Consider the following 19,487-nt stretch of genomic DNA (forward strand, 5'->3'; position numbering starts at 1 on the left):
GTGCCACTTTGATGCCAATTCATTTCCTATCCGATTTACGGTCCTTCCGGGAACCGGCGCTCCAGTAGCTTGATTCCACCTCACTTACGCACCACGCACTTTCTAAGGGGAACAATTGAGTTCAATAAACAACGTTGCGCGGAAGGCTGCCGTGCTGGCTTTCAGCAGCGCCCTTCTGCTCTCGCCGGTGGTGGCCGTGTCCGCCGTCGCCGCCCCGTCCCCCCAGCCCCCGGGCGGCGGGAGCAACGGCGCTTCCGGCGCCCCCGGGGCCAACGGCAGCACCGCGAAAACCGACGACCGCCCCGACGCCGCCGCTGATGAGCGCCGGACGCTGAACCAGCAGGCGGTGGAGAAGGTAGTGCGCGGCGAAGCCCCGGTCCAGAACCGCGGCGGCTCCAAGGCTGTCCAGGTGGCTCCCGGCCAGTGGGCAGAATACGGGCTGGAGGACAGCGACCAGATCCTGTCCTTCCTGATTGAGTTCGGGGACCAGGTGGATCCCCGCTTCCCCGGCTCCGCTCCGGGTCCGGAACATAACCGGATCCCCGCACCCAACCGCAGCATGGACAACTCCACATACTGGCTCCCCGAGTTTGACCGGGAACATTACATGGATATGTTCTTTAACCCGCAGGGCGAATCGTTGAAGACCCTCTATGAGGAAATGTCCAGCGGCCGCTACACGGTCGACGGCGACGTGAGCGACTGGGTAACCGTCCCTTATAACTCGGCCAGCTACGGCGAAACGGAATCCCAGACGGATATGACCCGGTTCGTACAGGACGCGGCCGACGCCTGGTACGACGGGCAGATCGCCGCCGGTAAGAGTGCCGCGGATATCGACGCCTACCTTGCCGGTTTCGACCAGTGGGACCGTTATGACTACAACAACAACGGCAACTTCGACGAGCCGGACGGGTACATCGACCACTTCCAGGCCATCCATTCCGGCGAGGGCGAGGAAGCCGGTGCTGCGTCGTCGGCCATCTGGTCGCACCGCTGGTCCGTGGGCCAGGCCGGACGCGGAATCGAGGGCCCGGCCAGCAACCCGTTTGGCGGTATCCGGATTGGCGATTCCAAGGTCTGGATCCGCGACTACACCACCGAACCGGAGAACGGCGGACTCGGTGTCTTTGCCCACGAATACGGTCACGACCTGGGCCTGCCGGACCTGTACGACACGGCAGGCGGAGACAACGGAACCGGTTTCTGGACCCTGATGAGTTCCGGCTCCTGGCTGGGCCGCGGCGAAGACTCCATCGGCACCACACCCAACCACATGGGCGCCTGGGAAAAGCTGCAGATGGGCTGGCTGGACTATGACGTGGCAACGGCGGGCGTAAAGTCCACGCACATGCTTGGCCCGTCCTACCACGCCACCAAAAAGCAGCAGGCCGTAGTGGTGACCCTCCCCAAGGACGCCAACGGCAACGGCAGGTATTACATTGCCGAGAACCGGCAATACGCCGGCTACGATGCCACCCTCCAGACCGGCCCGTACAACTTCGGCTGGGCCGTCAGCGCACCGGACAAGGTGGAACACTTCCCCTACCAGAACGGACTGCTGGTGACGTACTGGAACGCAGGGCAGCGCAACAACAACACCAGCCAGCATCCCGGCGCCGGCCTGGTCCTTCCCGTGGATGCCCGCCCGCAGGCCCTGCGCTGGACTGACGGCGCACTGGCACGGAACCGCATCCAGAGCTTTGATGCGACGTTCAGCAAGGAAGCCACCGATCCGATTCTCCTGCACCGCGAAACGGCTGCCGGGATGACAACGCTCAATGTGCCTTCCAAACCCGGCATCGCCGTCTTCAATGACAGCAACCCGAATGCGTACTACGACCCGGCAAACCCGCAGGGCAGCGTAGTAGTGGCCGGCACCGGAACCACCATTGAGGTTATCCAGAGCAATCCGAAGGGCATGATGACCGTCAAGGTCAAGTAGCAGCTTTTCGACCCCCAAAGGGCGGGGATCGGAGCAGGACGCTCCGATCCCCGCCCTTCTGCTGCGCCGGCACTGCTACACCGGCGGGGCCACACCGGCGCTGTTACACCGGCACTGTTACACCGGCACGCCCGGGCTACCCAGCCGGCGTGGCGCTGCGCCAGAGCTCCTCGCCGTCCTCGTCCAGCTGACCGCTGCCGGCCAACCCCAGTTTCCGTGCGACGCCGGTGGAGGCCAGATTCCCAGGAGCGATATAAGCAGCAACCGGTCCTCCGGTACGGGGCAGCAGCCAGCTGAGCAGGGCCCGGGCCGCTTCCGTGGCAATGCCGCGGCCTTGGAAGTCCTCGCCTACCACCCATGCCACGTACGCCGTCGGGCACGGTGCGCCAACGGCGACGGTGGCCTGCACAAAGCCGACGGCGGCGCCCTGCTCCCGGATGATCCAGTTCAGCCATGCCTCCCTGCCGTCCGGTGACGCCCCGACCGATTGGCCGGCGTACCGGGCAGCCAATTCCTGCGCGGTGGGTGCTGTACCCCCGATATGCCGGTAGATGGCAGTGCCCGCCAGCACCGGAACCATTTCCCGGGCATGGTGCACGGACAGCGGTTCCAGCCTCAGGCGTTCCGTGGCTATCAGTTCGGCCCGCAGTACCCCGTTCACAGCGGACCCTGCAGGATCCGCTGGAAAAGCACGTGATCCTGCCATTGGCCGGCGATCCTCAGGTACCGCGGAGCCAGACCGATACGTTCAAAGTCCAGCCGTTCCAGAATCCGCTGCGACGGGACGTTGTGCGGCAGCGTCGCCGCCTGGAGTCGGTGCAGGCCCAGGCGTTCCCGGGCGGCCTCCAGGACGGCGGCAACGGCCGCAGTTCCGATCCCCCGCCCGGCGTATTCTCCGTCTATCCAGTAGCCCAGATTCGCGGACAGGAACGGACCACGGACAATACCGGTCAGCGTGATGGTACCGATGATGCGCTCCCCTGCAGCCAAAACCCAGGGCACTTCCGTACCGGCCCGGAACAGCAAAAGTTTTGCCTCAATCACGGCCTTCTGCCCGTCGGAGCTGTAAAAGAATTCCTCCCGTAACGGCTCCCAGGGGGCAAGATAGGTGCGGTTGCGCCGGTACCCCGCTGCGAGCGCATCGGCGTGGGATGCGGCCATGACCTCCATCCGGATGCCGTGCAGCAGCGTGGTCGCGGAAAGCGGTTCAGTAAGCACGCCCCAACCTAACCCATGCGGGCCCGGTTCCCCGGAAAGCTACCAGTAGCCGCGCATAAGCTCCGTGGCCCACCAGGGCTGGATCACCGCGCCGCGCGGACCGAATTCAGCCATAAAGGGCTTAATGTCCAACACCGGCGTGCCGTCGACGGCATCCAGTCCGGAAACCTTCATGGACAGCCCGTCCACTGATTCGATCCGCACAACGGTGCTTCCGATCCGGTTTGGCCGGTTCTTCCCGCGCTGGGCGAAAATGCCCACCAGCGGCCAGTCTGGGTTGCCGCGCGGCCGCCGGGCACCGCGCTCAATCTTGCTCTCGGGGACCTGGTCGAAGACGAACAGGATTTCTGCGTGGCTGAACTCCGCCAGCCCCCACAGCGCTTCCTCCGTGAACCGGGCCGGATCCAAGGTGATGACGGCGTTCTCACTGTCCCAGTCGTCGTCGCGCACCTCGCTCCGGCTGGATGACACCGCCCCTATGGCCTCCATAAGCAATTCCATTGTTTTTCCTTCCCGTCCGCCGGTTCTTAGGCAGCATTCTGGCACCCGGTACGGGAGCCTGCGGAATCGGTGACGGGTCCCGGCGGGCCTGCATCAAGGTCCGGCTGTATGCAAAGCTTGGTGGATGACGCGCACGGAACGGATCCCGGCCTGGCTGCGCCGCACCGGTATTGAGGTGGCCGGTTGGACCCTTGTTGTCCTGGGACTGGCCGCATTGGTGCTCCCCGGGCCGGGCCTGCTGATGATCGTGGCCGGCCTGGCCGTTTTGTCACTGCGTTATGCGTGGGCACACCGGTGGCTGCACCCGGTGCGCATTCATGCCTTCCGTGCTGCGGCGCAGGGCGTGCAGACCTGGCCCCGGATCGCCGGGTCCGTGTGCGCTGCCTTTGCGGTGATGGCCGCAGGCGTGGTCTGGGGGCTCTGGCGGCAGGTGCCGCAATGGTGGCAGTTCCGGGATTCCTGGTGGCTGCCCGGTGGCTGGGTCACCGGCGGAACCCTGATCGCCTCGGGATGTATCGGGCTGGCACTCATTGTTTACAGTTACATCCGTTTCCGCCCGAACGGTGGCCCACGGGCCTCACGGCAGGCACCTCCCCCGGATACCGCAGATCCCTCCACTCCCCCGGCAGAGTAGCCGCAGCAGCGGCAACGCGGGTCAGCGGAAACGGTCGAGGGAACGTGTACCCACAATGGGCACGGCAGCTGCTGCCGCCAGCAGGACCCACAGCCAGAAGACGGGCGGTGTTCCGGCAGTTGCCCCAAGCAGACCGGCTGCGAGGGCGGCGACGGGCATAACGCCAAGTGTCAGCGTCCGCTGTGCCGCACCGACGGTGGCCAGGCGGTCAGGCTGCACTGTTCCGGGCAGGACCTCCGACCCGGCTACTCCGGCAACGGCCACCAGAAAGGCCCAGAGCAGGAACTCCAGACCGAGCCACACCAGTTCCGGGCCGGGGAGCCTGGTGCAGGCCACGGCCAGCAGGATGGCAGGGACGGAAAGCACCGCCGCACCCGCACGCGAAACCCGCAACCCCAGCCTGCTGCTGATGGACGGCGCCGCAGCAGCACCCAGGACCGCCCCCAGCGCACCAAACGCGCCAAGCACGGCGTACGCAGCTGGCGGCAGGGAAAGATCCCGCAGCACGTAGACAGGCAGGATCGTGTTACCGACCATGGCCGCCGCGTTGGTCAGGCAGGCGCTGAGGGTCAGTGCCCGCAGGGCTGGTGACTTCCGGAGGATGGCAAAACCTTCCCTGCCGGCCCGCCGCGGCCTCACCTGAGGCTGATGGCCGTCTGCACCCGTGCCGGCGAGCCCGCTGTTGCCGGGTTGCCTGTCTGCGCCGGGTTCACGCTCTGCGCCGGGTTCACGCTCTGTGGCAGGTTGACGCTCTGTGCCAAGGGCGCCGCTGCGCACGCTCCTGGGCAGGCCAAGCTGGAACAGCCGTGAGGCGGCGTAGGCAACTGCCGCTGCCGCGAGCAGCAGCGGCATGCCGAGCAGCGCCAGGAACGCCCCTGCCGCTGCGGCCGCTGTGGCCGACGCCGTCTGTCCGGTGATGGCCAGGCGTGAGTATGCATGCTTCAGGCCCCGCCTGCCGGCGACGGCGGGAATGAGCACGGTCTGGGCAGTGGTGAACACGACGTCGGCCACGCCGATGAGAACGGCTGCCGCGGCGAGCATCGTGGGTGAGAGCCATCCGCTGACAGCCGCGGCTGCGAGACCCAGAAGTGCCAGGCACCGCAGCAGCGAGGCGGCGCCCATGGCGCTGTGCGGCTGCCCCCGCCGGTCCACCGCAGCGCCCACCTGTACGCCGAGGAGCACAAACGCTGCAATCCCGATCGCATTGAGAACCCCGACAAACCCGGCCCCCAGACCCAGCACCGACACGGCCAGGATGGGAAGCGCTGCACGGCTGACGGCGTCCCCGAACCCCTCGGCCGCGGCAGTGGCCAGCAGGAAACCGAGCCCGCGGCTGCTCTTCTGCTGGGCCACGGCTGCGCTGCGCTGCGTGCCCTCCGGCCCGGCCGTGCCGGTAATGTCCTTGGCCGCCATCAGAGATCCCCCCGCACTGTCCGGGGACTTCCCGAAACTGCGGACATCCTGTCAGGTATTACCTGACACCACAAGAGGTACGCGACCGGCTATCGGGCTGGATAGGATGGCCGCATGCCTCCCGAGCAGCCCGCAGCGGGCCACGCCGAGCCTTTGCACCAGCCGTTTATGTGTTCATTCTGCCTGCGCGGCCGCGAGGAGACCGGCGTGCTGGCGGCAGCACCCACTGCCGCTGTCTGCCGTGACTGTGCAGCCAAGGCGCTGCGGATGCTGGACGCGCACCACACCTCGGCGTCGGACCCGCTTCCCGGAACACCCTGGGAGGCGCTGAACAACGAGGAACTGCTCATACGCCTGCCCCGGGTCGCCGAGGCCCGGGACCAGGTCGAGCAGCACCTTCAGCGCTGGGTGGCGGTGGCCCGGGAGCGCAACATCAGCTGGGCCGCCATCGGCACTGCCCTGGGCATGTCGCGGCAGTCCGCCTGGGAACGCTTCCGGAGCGGGCCGGGAGCCTAACCCAGCGTCTTCAGCGCCGCGGCAAGGTACGGGGCTGTCCGGCTCGCATCGCAGCCGGCCACGTCTGCAGCGGTGCCGGCACAAATGATCCGGCCGCCTTCCTCGCCGCCGGACGGGCCCATGTCGATCACCCAGTCGGCTGAGGCCACCACATTCATGGAGTGCTCCACCACCACCACGGTGTTGCCTGCATCCACGAGCCGGTTCAGCTGGGCCAGCAGCAGCTGCACGTCCTGCGGATGCAGCCCGGTAGTGGGCTCATCCAACAGGTAGAGAGTGTGTCCGCGCCGGGCGCGCTGCAGCTCGGTGGCCAGTTTGATGCGCTGTGCCTCGCCGCCGGAGAGCTCCGTGGCCGGCTGACCCAGGCGCAGGTAGCCCAGGCCGACGTCGAGCAGGGTACGCAGGCTGCGGGCGGCTGCGGGCACATCGGCGAGGAACTCGGCGGCGGATTCCACCCGCATGCCCAACACATCAGCGATGGACTTGCCCCGGTAGGTGACTTCCAGGGTTTCCTCGTTGTAGCGGGCGCCGTGGCAGACCGGGCACGGCCCGTAGGTGCCGGGAAGGAACAGCAGCTCGACGGCGAGGAAGCCTTCACCCTGGCAGGTCTCGCAGCGTCCGCCGGCCACGTTGAAGGAGAACCGCCCTGCGGTGTACCCCCGGGCCCGTGCCTCATCCGTTGAGGCGTAAAGCTTCCGGACCGCGTCGAACAGGCCGGTATAGGTGGCGAGGTTGGAGCGCGGCGTGCGGCCGATGGGCCGCTGGTCCACCCGGACCAGCCGGTCCAGGTGCTCCAGGCCGGCGATGCCGCGGACCTTGGCGCCGGGATCATTGTCCTCGGCTTCCTCACCGTCAGCAGGCTCCGGCGCGGCACCGTTGACCTTGCTGCCCACCGTTTCGGCCAGCACCTGGCTGACCAGGGTGGACTTACCGGAGCCGGAGACACCGGTCACCGCCGTCAGCACCCCCAGGGGGATTTCCGCATCCAGCTCGCGCAGGTTGTGCCGGGTAATGCCTTTCAGGCTCAGCCATTGCTCGGGGACCCGGCGGGGCGGCCGGACGTCCCGGGCTTCGCCGAACAGGAACGGGCGCGTGGCGCTGTCCCTGACCTTGGCCAGCCCTTCCACGGGTCCGCTGTACAGGACCGTTCCGCCGCCGTCGCCGGCCTGCGGGCCGACGTCGACAATCCACTCCGCGCTGCGCACTACGTCCATGTTGTGTTCAACGACGAACACCGAGTTACCCGCGTCCTTCAGTTCCTGGAGGACGGTGAGCAGCGGTTCCGCGTCCGCCGGGTGCAGGCCCGCGGACGGTTCGTCCAGGACATAAATGACGCCGAAAAGCCCGGAGCGCAGCTGGGTGGCAATCCGCAGGCGCTGCATCTCCCCGGGCGACAGGGTGGGGGTGGCGCGGGAGAGGCTAAGGTAGCCCAGGCCCAGGCCGGTCAGTATTTCCAGCCGGCCCAGCAGGTCCCTGGTAATGGTCACGGCCACTTCGGTGTCTTCATTGGAGGCAGCCGCACGGGAGGCCGTGCCGGCGGACTTCAGCTCCGCCGTCGGCCGGATGATCTCGGCCAGTTCGGCCAGCGTTGCACCGTTCAGCTCGGCGATGTTCCGGCCGGCGAAGGTAACGGCGAGCGCTTCGGGGCGCAGGCCCGCGCCGCCGCAGACCGGGCACGGTCCGGAAACCATGTAGGCCAGGACCCGCTCGCGCATCTGTGCACTGCCGGAATCAGCCAGGGTATGCATCACGTAGCTTTTGGCGCTCCAGAAGCGGCCCTTGTACGGTTTGGCCACGCGGTCCCGCTGCGGGGTAATCATGACCACAGGCTGTTCGTCGGTGAACAGGATCCAGTCGCGATCCTTTTTCGGCAGCTTTTTCCACGGCACGTCGACGTCGTAGCCCAGCTGGATGAGGATGTCACGCAGGTTCTTGCCCTGCCATGCCCCGGGCCAGGCGGCAATGGCACCCTCACGGATGGTCAGTGACGGATCCGGTACCAGGGAATCCTCGGTCACGGTATGGGCAATGCCCAACCCGGAGCATTCCCGGCAGGCCCCGGCGGCGGTGTTCGGGGAGAAGGCATCCGAGTCAAGGCTGCCCGGTTCCGCGTCCGCCGGGTAGGTGCCGCCGCGGGAGAAGAGCATACGCATGGAGTTTGAGAGCGTCGTCAGGGTGCCCACGGTGGAGCGGGAACTGGGTGCGCCGCGGCGCTGCTGCAGGGCAACGGCCGGGGGCAGCCCGGTGATTTCCTCGACCTTGGGGTTGTGCCCCTGGGAGAGCAGCCGGCGCGCGTACGGCGCCACTGATTCGAAGTAGCGCCGCTGGGCTTCGGCGTAAATGGTGCCGAACGCGAGGGAGGATTTCCCGGATCCCGACACCCCCGTAAAAGCGACGATCGCGTCACGCGGAACGTCGACGTCGACGTTGCGCAGGTTGTTCTCCTGCGCTCCGCGGACGCTGACCATGCCGTTGCGGGTGGATGCCTGTACTGGGTTGGATTTCACGCTGCTCATCATTCTCAGGTTAGCGAGGACCGAGGCAGGGGACTAAACGCTAAGCATGCTTTCAGCCAAGAGCGTCAACGTCGGTTACCGGGCCTGCGGCGGCAGCCTTGGGCGGGACTTCCAGGCTTTGGACTCCGGACTGACGCCTCACCTAGACCGGGTGGATTCCGCGCGCCTGCCTTTTCGGTTTTCCGGAACCGTTTCATCCGCCTGTAAACCGGCTCCACAATGGAGCATCACCTCCGTGGCATTGTCCGGCCGCTGCATCCCACCCCCGCACCTCCGGTCCCGCCATAGGTGAACCTAAAGGAGAGCTGAGCCATGACTTTTTGGGAATCGATCTGGAGCATTGTTGTTGCGTTCCTCTTCGTGGCCTACCTGATCCTGTTGTTTCAGATCATTTCCGATCTGTTCCGTGACAGGGAGTTGGGCGGATTCGCGAAGGCGGTATGGGTTTTCTTCCTCTTTTTCGCGCCGTTTATTACAGCGCTGGCCTACATCATCGCCCGGGGCCGGGGCATGGCCCTGCGCAGCGAACAAAGGGCCCGGGAAGTTACCGAGCAAAACGAAAGCTATATCCGGCGGGTAGCTGACAGCACGTCGCCGGCACAGCAGATTGCGTCCGCACACGATCTGCTGGAAGAAGGACAGATCACTGAGCCGGAGTTCGAGCGGCTGAAATCCCTGGCCTTGTCCTGAGTACCGGCATCCGAAGTACAGGCACCCGAAGTACCGGCACCCGATCGCAGTCCGCCGGGTCAAACTGGTCCGGAGGGACCTAGAATCGCACGGTGGAGACTTCAGCGGCCCACCCCCAGCCCGCGGCAGCACCTTCCGCCAGGGGAACGCTTCCGGCGCTTATCCCCCGCCCACACCTTCTCGAACGCCTGGGCGGCACCACAGGTCCGGTTCTCATCGCGGCCCCGCCCGGATACGGCAAAACCACGCTGCTGCGGCAATGGTCCGGCACACTGAGGCCACAGCCGGTGTGGGTGGTTCCGCGGGACGGCGGCACGGTGTGGCCAGCCATTATGGCCGGCCTGCAGGCGGCACGGGTTGTGCCGGAAGGGAATGCGGGCGCACTTCAGCCGCCCGGCGGCCTGGATGATGCCCTGGCATTCCTCACCCGGAAACTCACCGGGTCCCGGATCCGCCTGGTGTTCGACGCCGTTGAGGGTTTCAGGGCGGCTGAAAGAGAGTCGTGGTTCCGCGCCCTGCTGAACCGGGACCCCGTCCCGTTCCAAGTCATTGTTGCCACGCGGGACAGCACCGCCATAGACGCGACCGATGCCCGCCTTGCCTTCCGCCTCCTGGACCTGCGGGCCGAGGACCTTGCCTTCTCCGCTGCGGAGACCTCCGCTCTGGCCGCCCTGGCGGTTCCCGGTGCAGGGCAACGCACCGTCCGGCAGATCCATTCGGACTGTGGCGGCTGGCCTGCGTGCACCGCCCTCGCACTGGGATACCTGCAAGGCGACCGATCCCCTGCCCGCCCCGCCGTGGAGGACCGGAGCGGGACGATTGCTGCCTACCTGGACCGGACGGTACTGCCCGCGCTGACGCTGACGGAAATCCGGGTGATCGCGGCTGCGTGTATTTGCGGCACGAGTGAGCCTGCCCAGGCGGCTGCGCTCTGCGGGGTTCCGGACGCCGGGACCATTCTGGGCCGACTCGCCACGCAGGGCCTGATTCAGCGCCGCGGGCAGCAGGCGTTTGTGCTGCGTCCGGTTCTGCGGCAGCATTTGCTGCAAATGCTCTGGCGGGCCGATCCCGCCGGGCTTCGCCGGCTACACCGCCGAGCCTCATCCTGGCACAGCACCGCAGGCAGCGCCGCGGCATGCCTGCGCCATGCGGCAGCGTCCGGTGAGGGGCCCCACCTCGCAGCCGTCCTGGCCCACCACGGCGCCGATCTGGTCCACTCCGGGGAATCGGATGCCGTGCTCGCTGCACTGTCGCTGCTGGGCGACGCCGAAGTCACCTCGGATGGCAGACTCAGCCTGATCGCGTCGCTGGCCCACTCGGTGCAGTTGGAGCCGACGGCGGCTTCCCGGTACCTGCAGGCGGCAGACCTTGCCTGGCGGTCGGCAATGCCTCGCGAGTCGGAGGCACTTCGTGAACTCGTACAGGCGCGGAGCACCTTATTCAGCTCCGGCTGGTCCCGGCCATTCCCCGGATCCGGGGTCCGCCCGGCAGCGCTTTCCGCCGCCGCCCTTCCGGGCATCCGGATCGAGGCGACACTGGCGAATGCTGTGGCGTTGCTCGGCAGCGGACGCTATTCCGCTGCCCAGGAGTCCGCTGCGAAAGCCTTATCCGAGGCAGCTGCTGTCCACAACGGTTATCTGGCCGGCAGGAGCCTGTTTGATCAGGCCATCGGGGCCCAGCTGCAGGGAAACAACCGCAGGGCGGCCGGCCTGCTGCGGGATGCCCGCGCCCGATCCCCGGCCCGCGTCCGGCAGCCCGGTCCCCGGCATGCAGCCGTCAGCCTGGTGTACGCCGGCCAGGCGCTCCTCCGTTTGGAGCCCGTCTCAGCCCATAACCTGGCAGTCGATGCGGCGGGGAACCTCGACGCACTTGAGCCCACCCCCGCCGGGCTCGGCGCAGCGATGCGTTCTGCTGCCGCCTTGCTGGAAGCGGGCGCCCTTTTTGACCTCGGTGAGGTGCAGCGGGGGCGCGGAACTCTGCCTGCTCCGTGCTTCCGCCGCTGACTCCGCCGGCAGGGCGGAGTCAGCGGCGCATCACCTGCGCCAGCTTCGGGAGGAAAGCCTTCCCGCGCTGCTGGCCTGGACTGCCGTGGAAGTTCCCCTGCTGGAGTGTCTAACCGCCCTGCGCAACGGGCAGCGGGCCCGCGCCGTCGGGCATCTGTCCCTGGCACTGCGGAAGGCTGTGGACCTGGACGTCCTGCGGCCCCTGGCGGGGGCGGGACCGGAGGTAAGGTCCCTGCTGATGGAGCGGGTGGGCGGTCACGGGCCGGAAGCGGCGGCGGTACGCACGGTGCTGCAGCAGCGGACGCCGGAGAATATCAGCGCACTCACACCACGTGAACTGGAAATCCTTACGCTTCTCCCCTCTCACCTTTCGCTCAGACAAGTGGCAGAAGACCTGCAGCTGTCAGTCAATACGGTCAAAACCCATGTCCGTATCCTGTATTCAAAACTCGGTGTGACCAACCGTCATGACGCAGTGGAAGCAGCGTTCAGGCACGGCCATGTCGCCTAGTTTCCGCAGCCCGGCGGCTCACCCCATGAGGGTGGTCCCGGACCCGCCCTGCAGCCCTAGCCTTGTGGGAATGGCACAAACAGCCTTTTCGGCAGGCGGGTGAACACCATGAAAAACATCCTGAGCACCGTAGGGATCCAGATTCTGGCTGCCTGCGCAGGCTTGCTGCTGAGCCTGTGGTGGGTGTCCGGTTTCGACATCCAGTTGCCCGGTTTCCTGGTGGCGGTGGTGGTTGTTGTCCTGGCCCAGGCGGTCCTGACCCCGCTGGTTTCCAAGGCGGCGCACCGCTACGCACCGGCGTTCCTGGGTGGAACCGGGCTAATTGCGGCTCTTCTTGCCCTGCTGATAGCGGGCCTTTTCCCGGGCGGTGTGACGGTCACCGGAATTGGCGACTGGCTTTTATCCGCCCTGATCCTGTGGGTCGCCAGCGCTGTGGGTGCATTGGTGGATCAACGGCTTACGTCGCGCCGTTCGGCGCATCCGGCGGGGCGTTCCGGTCCCGCCGCAGCATAGCGGTGTGCGACAGTAGCGCACCGTAGGCAGCGAGCAGGGAGTCGCCGGCATGGCGGGCAGCAGGCGAGACGGCGTCGAGGGTCAGGAACCCGTGCACCAGGTCAGGATGCGGCCGATACTCGACGCCGGTGCCGCCCCGGGCCAGTTCTTCGGCCAGCAGCTTCCCTTCATCCCGCAGGGGATCGTGTCCGGCGGTCGCGAGCAGCGTCCGGACCGGCAACGGCTGCGCCCGGGCCACTTCCACAGGACTGAACTTCCCCAGCAGCGACGCGTCCGGAACCCATTGGGCAATGTAGAACGCCAGGTCCTGCACGGACAACCCCCAGCCTTCCCCCTTCTCAGAGACGCTCTGCAGACTCAGACTGAGATCGGCATTCGGGTAGGCCAGAAACAACACATCAGGCAGTGCCGGCGTGCCGGCCAGCCCGCAGGCCGCCAGATAGGCAATCAGCCCGCCGGCGCTGTCTCCTGCCAGGCCTGTCCCCGGCAGCAGCTGCCCCAGCTCCTTCGGCCGGGACGCCACCCATTCCAATGCCCGCATGACGTCGTCCACCGCGGCGGGAGCAGGATGCTCCGGCGCCAGCCGGTAGTCCACTGCCAGAACCGCGGTGCCGGCCAGCAGTGCGAGCCTGCGGCACAGCCGGTCGTGGGACTCCAAGCCACCAAAGACAAATCCCCCGCCATGCACAAAAACCGTCAGTGACAGCGCTTCGGGGCCGGAGCGGTACAGCCGTGCCCGGAGCGGGACATGGTCCGTAATACTTCCGGTCCCCGCCCGCGTTCCGCCGCCGCGGCGTTCGCCGATCGGGTCCTCCCGGGCGGGGATTTCGATCCCGCGTACCTCGGACAGTCCGGGGCCCGCTTCCCGCGGTCGCGGGGCGCGCAGTCGGCGTATCTGCGCAAGCGACGGCGGTATGGCGGGAGCGGCGCGCACTTCGGTCAGCCACGCCGCCAGCGCGGGATCGGCAACGGCATCCATCGGACCACGGTAGCAGCGGAAATCCTGCTGCGGTTTCCGGCGGTATGTGGGTAGGGTCGGTGGCGGGACCTGCATGATCCACGTCATAGCGGATTCGCTCCCCGAGTGGCGCCCGCGGTCCTTGCGGCCTATGTTACTCACGAGTAACATCGAGTCGGACGTTGTTCCGTTTCATATCTCAAAGAGGAGTAAGTACGTGAGCCCACAAAGCCGATCACGGCAGATCAGGGACGTAGTTTTCGTAGACGGAGTACGGACTCCGTTCGGCAAGGCCGGTGAAAAGGGCATCTACGCCGGAATGCGTGCAGACGACCTGGTGGTCAAGTGCATCCGTGAACTGATGCGCCGCAACCCCTCCCTCCCCGCGGAACGGATCGACGAAGTAGCCATTGCCGCCACCACCCAGTCCGGTGACCAGGGCATGACCATCGGCCGCACCGCCGCGCTGCTCGCGGGCCTGCCCCGCACAGTGCCCGGCTTCGCCATCGACCGCATGTGCGCCGGCGCCATGACCGCCGTGACCACCACTGCCTCGGGCATCGGCTTCGGCGCCTACGACGTCGTCATCGCCGGCGGCGTGGAGCACATGGGCAACCACCCGATGGGCAAGGACGCCGATCCGAACCCCCGCTTTATGACCGAGCGGCTGGTGGACCCGGCCGCCCTGAACATGGGCAACACCGCAGAAAACCTGCACGACCGGTTCCCGAACATCACCAAGGAACGCACTGACGCGTACGCCGCCGCCAGCCAGGAGAAGCTCGCCAAGGCCTACGCCAACAACGAGATCCAGCCTGACCTGGTACCGGTTGCCACCAAGAAGCCCGGCACCGGCTGGACCCTGAACACTGTGGACGAGCCGCCGCGCCCGGGCACCACGGTTGAGGACCTGGCCGAGCTGCGCACCCCGTTCCGCGCCCACGGCCGCGTCACGGCAGGTAACGCTGCCGGCCTGAACGACGGCGCCACCACCGCCCTGCTCGCCTCAGCCGAAGCTGCCGAGGAGCTCGGCCTGGGCGTGAAGATGCGCCTGGTCGGCTTCGCGTTCGCCGGCGTCGAGCCCGAGGTCATGGGCTACGGACCGGTTCCCGCAACCGAAAAGGTGCTGAAGCAGACCGGCCTGTCCATTGAGGACATCGGCCTGTTCGAAATCAACGAGGCCTTCGCCATCCAGGTGCTCTCCTTCCTGGACCACTTCGGCATTGCAGATGATGATCCCCGGGTTAACCGCTACGGCGGAGCCATCGCCGTCGGGCACCCGCTGGCATCCTCGGGCGTGCGCCTGATGAACCAGCTGGCCCGCCAGTTCGAGGAAGATCCGAGCGTCCGCTACGGCATGACCACCATGTGCATCGGCCTGGGCATGGGTGCCACCGTGATCTGGGAAAACCCGAACCACCCCGACTACAACACCGATTCCACGGAGGCAACGAAGTAATGTCAGCTCCCGATTACCAGCGCCTCGCGGGCCTCTTCCCCACCGAGGTTGTCACCCACTCGTATGTCTCGGACGTCCAGCTGCCCGGCAACGCCGGCACCTTCGCGCTGATCACCCTGGACAACGACGTCGACCACTCCCGTCCCACCACGCTGGGCCCGAACACCCTGCTCGAGCTCGGTGAAAAGCTGGACGAGCTCAAGGCGCGCGCCGAGGCCGGCGAGATTGTCGGCGTCGGCGTCACCGGCAAGCCGTTCTACCTGGTGGCCGGTGCCGACCTGTCCGCGGTAAAGGGCATCTCCGACTTCGAAGCCGGCTACGCCATGGCCCGCCTGGGGCACGACGTGTACGCCAAGCTGGGCAGCCTGGGTGTGCCCAGCTTCGCCTTCATCAACGGTGTGGCACTGGGCGGCGGGCTGGAAATCGCCCTGCAGTCCGATTACCGCACGGTGTCCACCGGCGCCGGTGCGATCTCCCTGCCCGAGGCCTTTATCGGCCTGGTTCCGGGCTGGGGCGGGGTTTACCTGCTGCCGCGCCTGATCGGGCCCGAGAACGCCGTCAAGGTGATGATCGAGAACCCGCTCAGCAACAACCGCACCCTGAATGGCAAAGCTGCCTATGACCTGGGCATCGCCGACGCCCTGTTCGAGCCGGCCGATTTCCTGGAGCAGTCCCTCACCTGGGCCGCTCGCGTTATCACCGGCGAGGAGCAGGTACAGCGGCCCAATGCCGTCGAGCCGGCTGCCGTGGGCGAGGCATGGGACGCCGCCGTCGCCAAGGGCCGCGCCTTTGTGGAGGCCAAGACCTCCAACGCCGCACCGGCGCCGGCCAAGGTCCTGGACCTGCTGGAGAACGGCAAAACCTGGACGCGCGAGGAATCCCGCGAAGCCGAGTGCGACGCCCTGGCCGAACTGATGCAGACGCCGCAGTTCAGCTCCACTGTCTACGCCTTCCTGGACCTGGTGCAGAAGCGCGGCAAGCGTCCCGCCGGTGCTCCGGACAAAAAGCTTGCCCGTCCGGTCACCAAGGTGGGCGTGGTCGGTGCAGGCCTGATGGCCAGCCAGCTCGCCCTGCTCTTCGCACGCCAGCTGAAGGTTCCCGTGGTGATGACGGACATCGACCAGGAGCGCGTGGACAAGGGTGTGGGCTACGTGCACGCCGAGGTGGACAAGCTCCTTGCCAAGAAGCGCATCTCCCCCGACGCCGCCAACCGCACCAAGGCGCTGGTCACCGGCTCGGTGTCCAAGGAGGCCTTCTCCGACGCCGACTTCGTCATCGAAGCCGTCTTCGAGGAGATGTCGGTCAAGAAGCAGGTCTTCGCCGAGGTGGAGGCCGTGGTCTCCCCCGAGTGCATCCTGGCCACCAACACCTCCTCGCTCTCGGTGACGGAGATGGCAGCAGACCTCAAGCACCCCGAGCGCGTGGTGGGCTTCCACTTCTTCAACCCGGTGGCAGTGATGCCGCTGCTGGAGATTGTCCGTGCTCCGAAGACCGACGACGCCGTCCTGGCCACTGCGTTTGTCCTCGCCAAGCAGCTGAAGAAGACCGCTGTGCTGGTCAAGGATGCGGCCGCCTTTGTGGTGAACCGTATTCTGGGCCGCATGTTCGGTGAGATCACCCGAGTCTTTGACGAGGGCACGGACGCCGCCACGGCGGACAACGCCCTGCGCCCCATGGGCCTGCCGATGTCCCCGTTCACCCTGCTGGCCCTCGTGGGCCTGCCGGTGGGCCAGCACGTGCAGGAATCCCTGCACTCGGCCTTCGGTGAACGGTTCTGGCTCTCCAAGAACTCGCAGAAGATCATCGACGCCGGCATCAAGTCCCTGTGGCAGAAGGACGAGAACGGCAACCAATACATCCCGGAGGAAACCCTGACGATGCTGGACTTCGGCACCACCCCCTCCACCTCCGAGGAAGTCCTGCGCCGCACGCAGGACGCCCTGGCCGAGGAGATCGGGCTCATGCTCGAAGAGGGTGTTGTGGCAGGTCCCGAAGACATCGACCTGTGCATGATCCTCGGCGCCGGCTGGCCGATGCACCTGGGCGGCATCACGCCGTACCTGGACCGCGTCGGTGCATCCGAGCGGGTCAACGGCAAGAAGTTCCATGAGGCGGCTGTGGCTGCTTAGCCTTTCGCCTTAGGTTTCGCCCGCGCCGGGCGTCCGCGCCTCGCGTCCGCGCCGGGCGGACCGGAACGGCGGCAACGAAAATCCCTGCTCGCAGAGCTCGCAAGGATTATTAAAGCCGCCTAACCCGGTCCGTCCGGCGCTCTCGTTTTAATCGTCCCGTGAGCGACCGGGCGGGTCTGTAACGCTCGCCGGGTCAGGTCCGTGGTGCCAGAGGGAAGGTTACTCCGGTGAGTTCCTCCGAGATGGTCCAGAGGCGTTGCTGGATCGCTTGGTCGTGGGAGGCAGGGCTGGACGTGACCGGCTTTGGGAAGCCGCGCGTCTGGGAGCGGTTGCCCGGACCATAGTACTGGCCGCCGGTGACGTTCGGGTCGGTAGCCGCACGCAGGGTCGGGAGGGCGCCCATCGCCGGCGTCTGGGTGAGCACAGGAGCGAGCCAGGAGACCGGAATCCGGAGCGCTGCAGGTGTGTTCCTGATGAGTTCGGTGTTGGACACGCCGGGATGGGCGGCCACCGCAATGGTTGTGCCGTAGGAGGCCAGCCGTCGCTGCAGTTCATAGGTGAACATGAGGTTGGCGAGCTTGGCCTGGCCGTAGGCCGCCACACGGTTATACGAGCGTTCCCACTGGAGATCGTCGAAATGGATGGCTGCACGGATCCGGTGGCCCGTGCTGCTGACCGTCACCACGCGCGAGCCGGGCACCGGCAGCAGCCGGTCCAGCAGCAGCCCGGTCAGGGCGAAGTGCCCAAGGTGGTTGGTACCGAACTGCTGCTCGAAGCCGTCCGCCGTGGTCCGCTTGGGTGTGTACATCACCCCGGCATTGTTAATCAGCAGGTCTATGCGCGGGTGGGCAGCCCTGATGCTCTCGGCAGCGGACCGGATGGAATCCAGGGACGTCAGGTCCAGCGCCTGGACCGTCACGTCGCCGGCAATGCCCGCGGCCGCCTGTTTGCCTTTCTGCAGGTCGCGCACCGCCAGGACCACCGTGGCACCGTGCTCAGCAAGCACCTTGGCAGTTTCGAAGCCCAGCCCGGTGTTGGCGCCAGTCACTACCGCCACCCGCCCCCGCTGATCGGGGACGTTTTGTTCATCCCATGTGCCGTTCATTCCAGCTCCTCAAACACCGTAGGTCTGTTACGTGGTGACGACGCTAAAAGACCGGTGGTCTGAAGTCAATAGACCGCCGGTCTATAAGTTAGGCTGGGGCCGTGACTTTCCAACGGGCACGCAGCGAAGAACAGAAGGAAGCCCGCCGTCGGGCGATCCTGGACACCACGGCTGCCATGCTGGAGGAAATGCCGGTAGCCGAGGTGAGCCTCAACGAGCTAAGCCGGCGGGTGGGGCTGGCCAAGTCGAATGTCCTGCGATATTTCGAGTCCCGCGAAGCGGTGCTGCTCGAACTGCTCGATGATTTCCTGGGGACGTGGCTTGCCGGGTTGGCAGAGGAACTGACAGCAGCGATTGAGCCGTCGGAGGCACCGGAGACCCGCGCGGATCAGCTGGCGGACATCCTCAGCCGTTCCCTGGGCGCACGTCCGGCGCTGTGCGACCTCTTCGGTGCGCAGGGCGGTGTCCTGGAACGCAACATCTCGGTGGAGGTGGCGAAGCGCCATAAGCGGTCATCCCTGGCCCGGCTGGAAACCATGACGGGCCTGATCCGTCGCCACCTGCCCGAGCTTGGTGACGCTGCGCAACAATTCTGCCTGATGAGCCTCATCACGGCCGGCGCCCTCTCGTCCTACGTACCTGCCCCGCCCACCCTGCTTGCCGCCTACGCCGAGGAGCCCGATCTGGGTGTTTTGAACGTGGATTTGCAGGACGCGCTGCAGATGGCTTTCACCTCCGCGCTCGTTGGGGTATTGCCGCGCGCGTGAGCCCGCAAGGCGCGCGGTTTGCTCTGGTCAGGACACAGCCCCGGCGCTAATCTCGCTCCATGAGCCAGGAGCCGGCATGGTCGCAGAAGCGTGCCAAACGGATGGTTGCGCTGCTGCTTAGTGCCTGTGTTTCTTTCTGGCTGGTTATTCTCCTACCCTTTGACGAGCCCTGGAACTGGCTGATGGCCGGTCTGTCGCTGGCACTGGCAGGGGCCTTCGTCACCCTGCTGGCACGCCTTGCCCTCCGGCAGCGTGACGATTATTGGCGCGGGCAAAGGAACACTGACCGTTAGCCATCAGAGTCCCAGGGGCAAGAGCATGTCTTTCCAGGCCTACCTAGACGCCACCGAAGTGGAAACCGGACTAACGCCCCGCCACCATCGGGGCTGCCCGAAGTGGCCGGAGTAGGCGCGCGCAAGGGCCCGGAGTGGGCGCGCGCAGGCGCCCGCAAGGGGCCGGAGTAGGCGCCCGCAAGGGGCCGGAGTAGGCGCCCGCAAGGGGCCGGAGGATCCGGGTTAGGCGGCTTTAATAATTTCTGCGAGCTCTGCGAGCAGGAATTTTCGTTGCCGCCGTTCCGGACCCTCCACGCACCCACGGTGACGAAACGGG

At 66.6% G+C, this 19,487-nt stretch carries 18 protein-coding genes; 11 read left to right on the top strand and 7 right to left on the bottom strand.

The window, feature by feature from the left end; translation table 11 throughout:
* Positions 1 to 115 precede the first annotated feature (115 nt).
* Positions 116 to 1,945 carry an immune inhibitor A domain-containing protein gene (locus AC5RVB_RS10685; RefSeq protein WP_227927988.1) on the top strand — a complete coding sequence of 610 codons (1,830 nt, stop codon included), beginning with the start codon at positions 116 to 118 and terminating at the stop codon, positions 1,943 to 1,945.
* 136 nt (positions 1,946 to 2,081) lie between these two features.
* Here AC5RVB_RS10685 and AC5RVB_RS10690 read toward each other — a convergent pair whose 3' ends face one another.
* The 3 genes from AC5RVB_RS10690 to AC5RVB_RS10700 all read right to left on the bottom strand — a co-directional run bounded on the left by AC5RVB_RS10690 (position 2,082) and on the right by AC5RVB_RS10700 (position 3,664).
* Positions 2,082 to 2,606 carry a GNAT family N-acetyltransferase gene (locus AC5RVB_RS10690; protein WP_494142669.1) on the bottom strand — a complete coding sequence of 175 codons (525 nt, stop codon included), beginning with the start codon at positions 2,604 to 2,606 and terminating at the stop codon, positions 2,082 to 2,084.
* Positions 2,603 to 3,115 carry a GNAT family N-acetyltransferase gene (locus AC5RVB_RS10695; protein ID WP_494142695.1) on the bottom strand — a complete coding sequence of 171 codons (513 nt, stop codon included), beginning with the start codon at positions 3,113 to 3,115 and terminating at the stop codon, positions 2,603 to 2,605. The genes AC5RVB_RS10690 and AC5RVB_RS10695 overlap by 4 nt, the downstream gene beginning before the upstream one ends.
* Before the next feature lie 87 nt (positions 3,116 to 3,202).
* The gene (locus tag AC5RVB_RS10700) at positions 3,203 to 3,664 is read right to left on the bottom strand and encodes an SAM-dependent methyltransferase (RefSeq protein ID WP_494142670.1); all 462 of its coding nucleotides are present in this window, start codon (positions 3,662 to 3,664) and stop codon (positions 3,203 to 3,205) included.
* Between the two features lie 124 nt (positions 3,665 to 3,788).
* Here AC5RVB_RS10700 and AC5RVB_RS10705 point away from each other — a divergent pair, with 124 nt between their 5' ends.
* Entirely contained in the window at positions 3,789 to 4,298 is a 510-nt protein-coding gene (locus AC5RVB_RS10705) for a PGPGW domain-containing protein (protein ID WP_227927991.1), read from the top strand.
* A 21-nt stretch (positions 4,299 to 4,319) separates the two neighbouring features.
* Here the strand turns inward: AC5RVB_RS10705 and AC5RVB_RS10710 are convergent, their stop codons facing one another.
* On the bottom strand, positions 4,320 to 5,711 hold the full coding sequence (locus AC5RVB_RS10710; RefSeq protein WP_494142671.1) for an MFS transporter: 1,392 nt from the start codon (positions 5,709 to 5,711) through the stop codon (positions 4,320 to 4,322).
* A gap of 114 nt (positions 5,712 to 5,825) precedes the next feature.
* On the opposite strand from AC5RVB_RS10710, the gene AC5RVB_RS10715 reads away from it, so the two are divergent.
* Positions 5,826 to 6,227 carry a ClpX C4-type zinc finger protein gene (locus AC5RVB_RS10715; protein ID WP_227902176.1) on the top strand — a complete coding sequence of 134 codons (402 nt, stop codon included), beginning with the start codon at positions 5,826 to 5,828 and terminating at the stop codon, positions 6,225 to 6,227.
* On the opposite strand, the gene uvrA is transcribed toward AC5RVB_RS10715, so the two are convergent.
* Entirely contained in the window at positions 6,224 to 8,695 is a 2,472-nt protein-coding gene (gene uvrA, locus AC5RVB_RS10720) for an excinuclease ABC subunit UvrA (protein ID WP_494142696.1), read from the bottom strand. The genes AC5RVB_RS10715 and uvrA overlap by 4 nt on opposite strands.
* Before the next feature lie 360 nt (positions 8,696 to 9,055).
* On the opposite strand from uvrA, the gene AC5RVB_RS10725 reads away from it, so the two are divergent.
* From AC5RVB_RS10725 to AC5RVB_RS10740, 4 genes are all read left to right on the top strand, one after another.
* Entirely contained in the window at positions 9,056 to 9,433 is a 378-nt protein-coding gene (locus AC5RVB_RS10725; protein WP_227927993.1) for a PLDc N-terminal domain-containing protein, read from the top strand.
* Positions 9,434 to 9,525: 92 nt separating this feature from the next.
* Entirely contained in the window at positions 9,526 to 11,436 is a 1,911-nt protein-coding gene (locus tag AC5RVB_RS10730; RefSeq protein WP_494142672.1) for a MalT transcriptional regulator family protein, read from the top strand.
* A gap of 85 nt (positions 11,437 to 11,521) precedes the next feature.
* On the top strand, positions 11,522 to 11,947 hold the full coding sequence (locus AC5RVB_RS10735) for a helix-turn-helix transcriptional regulator (protein WP_494142673.1): 426 nt from the start codon (positions 11,522 to 11,524) through the stop codon (positions 11,945 to 11,947).
* Positions 11,948 to 12,046: 99 nt separating this feature from the next.
* Positions 12,047 to 12,460: a hypothetical protein gene (locus tag AC5RVB_RS10740; RefSeq protein WP_341482015.1), complete on the top strand. Its 414-nt coding sequence runs from the start codon at positions 12,047 to 12,049 to the stop codon at positions 12,458 to 12,460.
* On the opposite strand, the gene AC5RVB_RS10745 is transcribed toward AC5RVB_RS10740, so the two are convergent.
* Positions 12,405 to 13,439 (bottom strand): alpha/beta hydrolase fold domain-containing protein, encoded by a 1,035-nt coding sequence (locus AC5RVB_RS10745; RefSeq protein WP_494142674.1) that lies wholly within the window; start codon positions 13,437 to 13,439, stop codon positions 12,405 to 12,407. The two genes, AC5RVB_RS10740 and AC5RVB_RS10745, sit on opposite strands and share 56 nt — an antisense overlap.
* Before the next feature lie 223 nt (positions 13,440 to 13,662).
* Between AC5RVB_RS10745 and AC5RVB_RS10750 the strand changes: the two genes are divergently transcribed.
* Together AC5RVB_RS10750 and AC5RVB_RS10755 are read left to right on the top strand one after the other, a co-directional pair.
* Positions 13,663 to 14,877 (top strand): thiolase family protein, encoded by a 1,215-nt coding sequence (locus AC5RVB_RS10750; protein WP_423723495.1) that lies wholly within the window; start codon positions 13,663 to 13,665, stop codon positions 14,875 to 14,877.
* Positions 14,877 to 17,006: a 3-hydroxyacyl-CoA dehydrogenase NAD-binding domain-containing protein gene (locus AC5RVB_RS10755; RefSeq protein WP_494142675.1), complete on the top strand. Its 2,130-nt coding sequence runs from the start codon at positions 14,877 to 14,879 to the stop codon at positions 17,004 to 17,006. The genes AC5RVB_RS10750 and AC5RVB_RS10755 overlap by 1 nt, the downstream gene beginning before the upstream one ends.
* 193 nt (positions 17,007 to 17,199) lie before the next feature.
* On the opposite strand, the gene AC5RVB_RS10760 is transcribed toward AC5RVB_RS10755, so the two are convergent.
* Entirely contained in the window at positions 17,200 to 18,111 is a 912-nt protein-coding gene (locus tag AC5RVB_RS10760) for an SDR family NAD(P)-dependent oxidoreductase (RefSeq protein ID WP_227927996.1), read from the bottom strand.
* Between the two features lie 101 nt (positions 18,112 to 18,212).
* Between AC5RVB_RS10760 and AC5RVB_RS10765 the strand changes: the two genes are divergently transcribed.
* Together AC5RVB_RS10765 and AC5RVB_RS10770 are read left to right on the top strand one after the other, a co-directional pair.
* On the top strand, positions 18,213 to 18,878 hold the full coding sequence (locus AC5RVB_RS10765) for a TetR/AcrR family transcriptional regulator (RefSeq protein WP_494142676.1): 666 nt from the start codon (positions 18,213 to 18,215) through the stop codon (positions 18,876 to 18,878).
* Between the two features lie 59 nt (positions 18,879 to 18,937).
* Positions 18,938 to 19,171: a hypothetical protein gene (locus AC5RVB_RS10770; protein WP_227902185.1), complete on the top strand. Its 234-nt coding sequence runs from the start codon at positions 18,938 to 18,940 to the stop codon at positions 19,169 to 19,171.
* Positions 19,172 to 19,487: the final 316 nt, after the last annotated feature.

This window comes from Arthrobacter sp. Y3225209 (assembly GCF_059090685.1).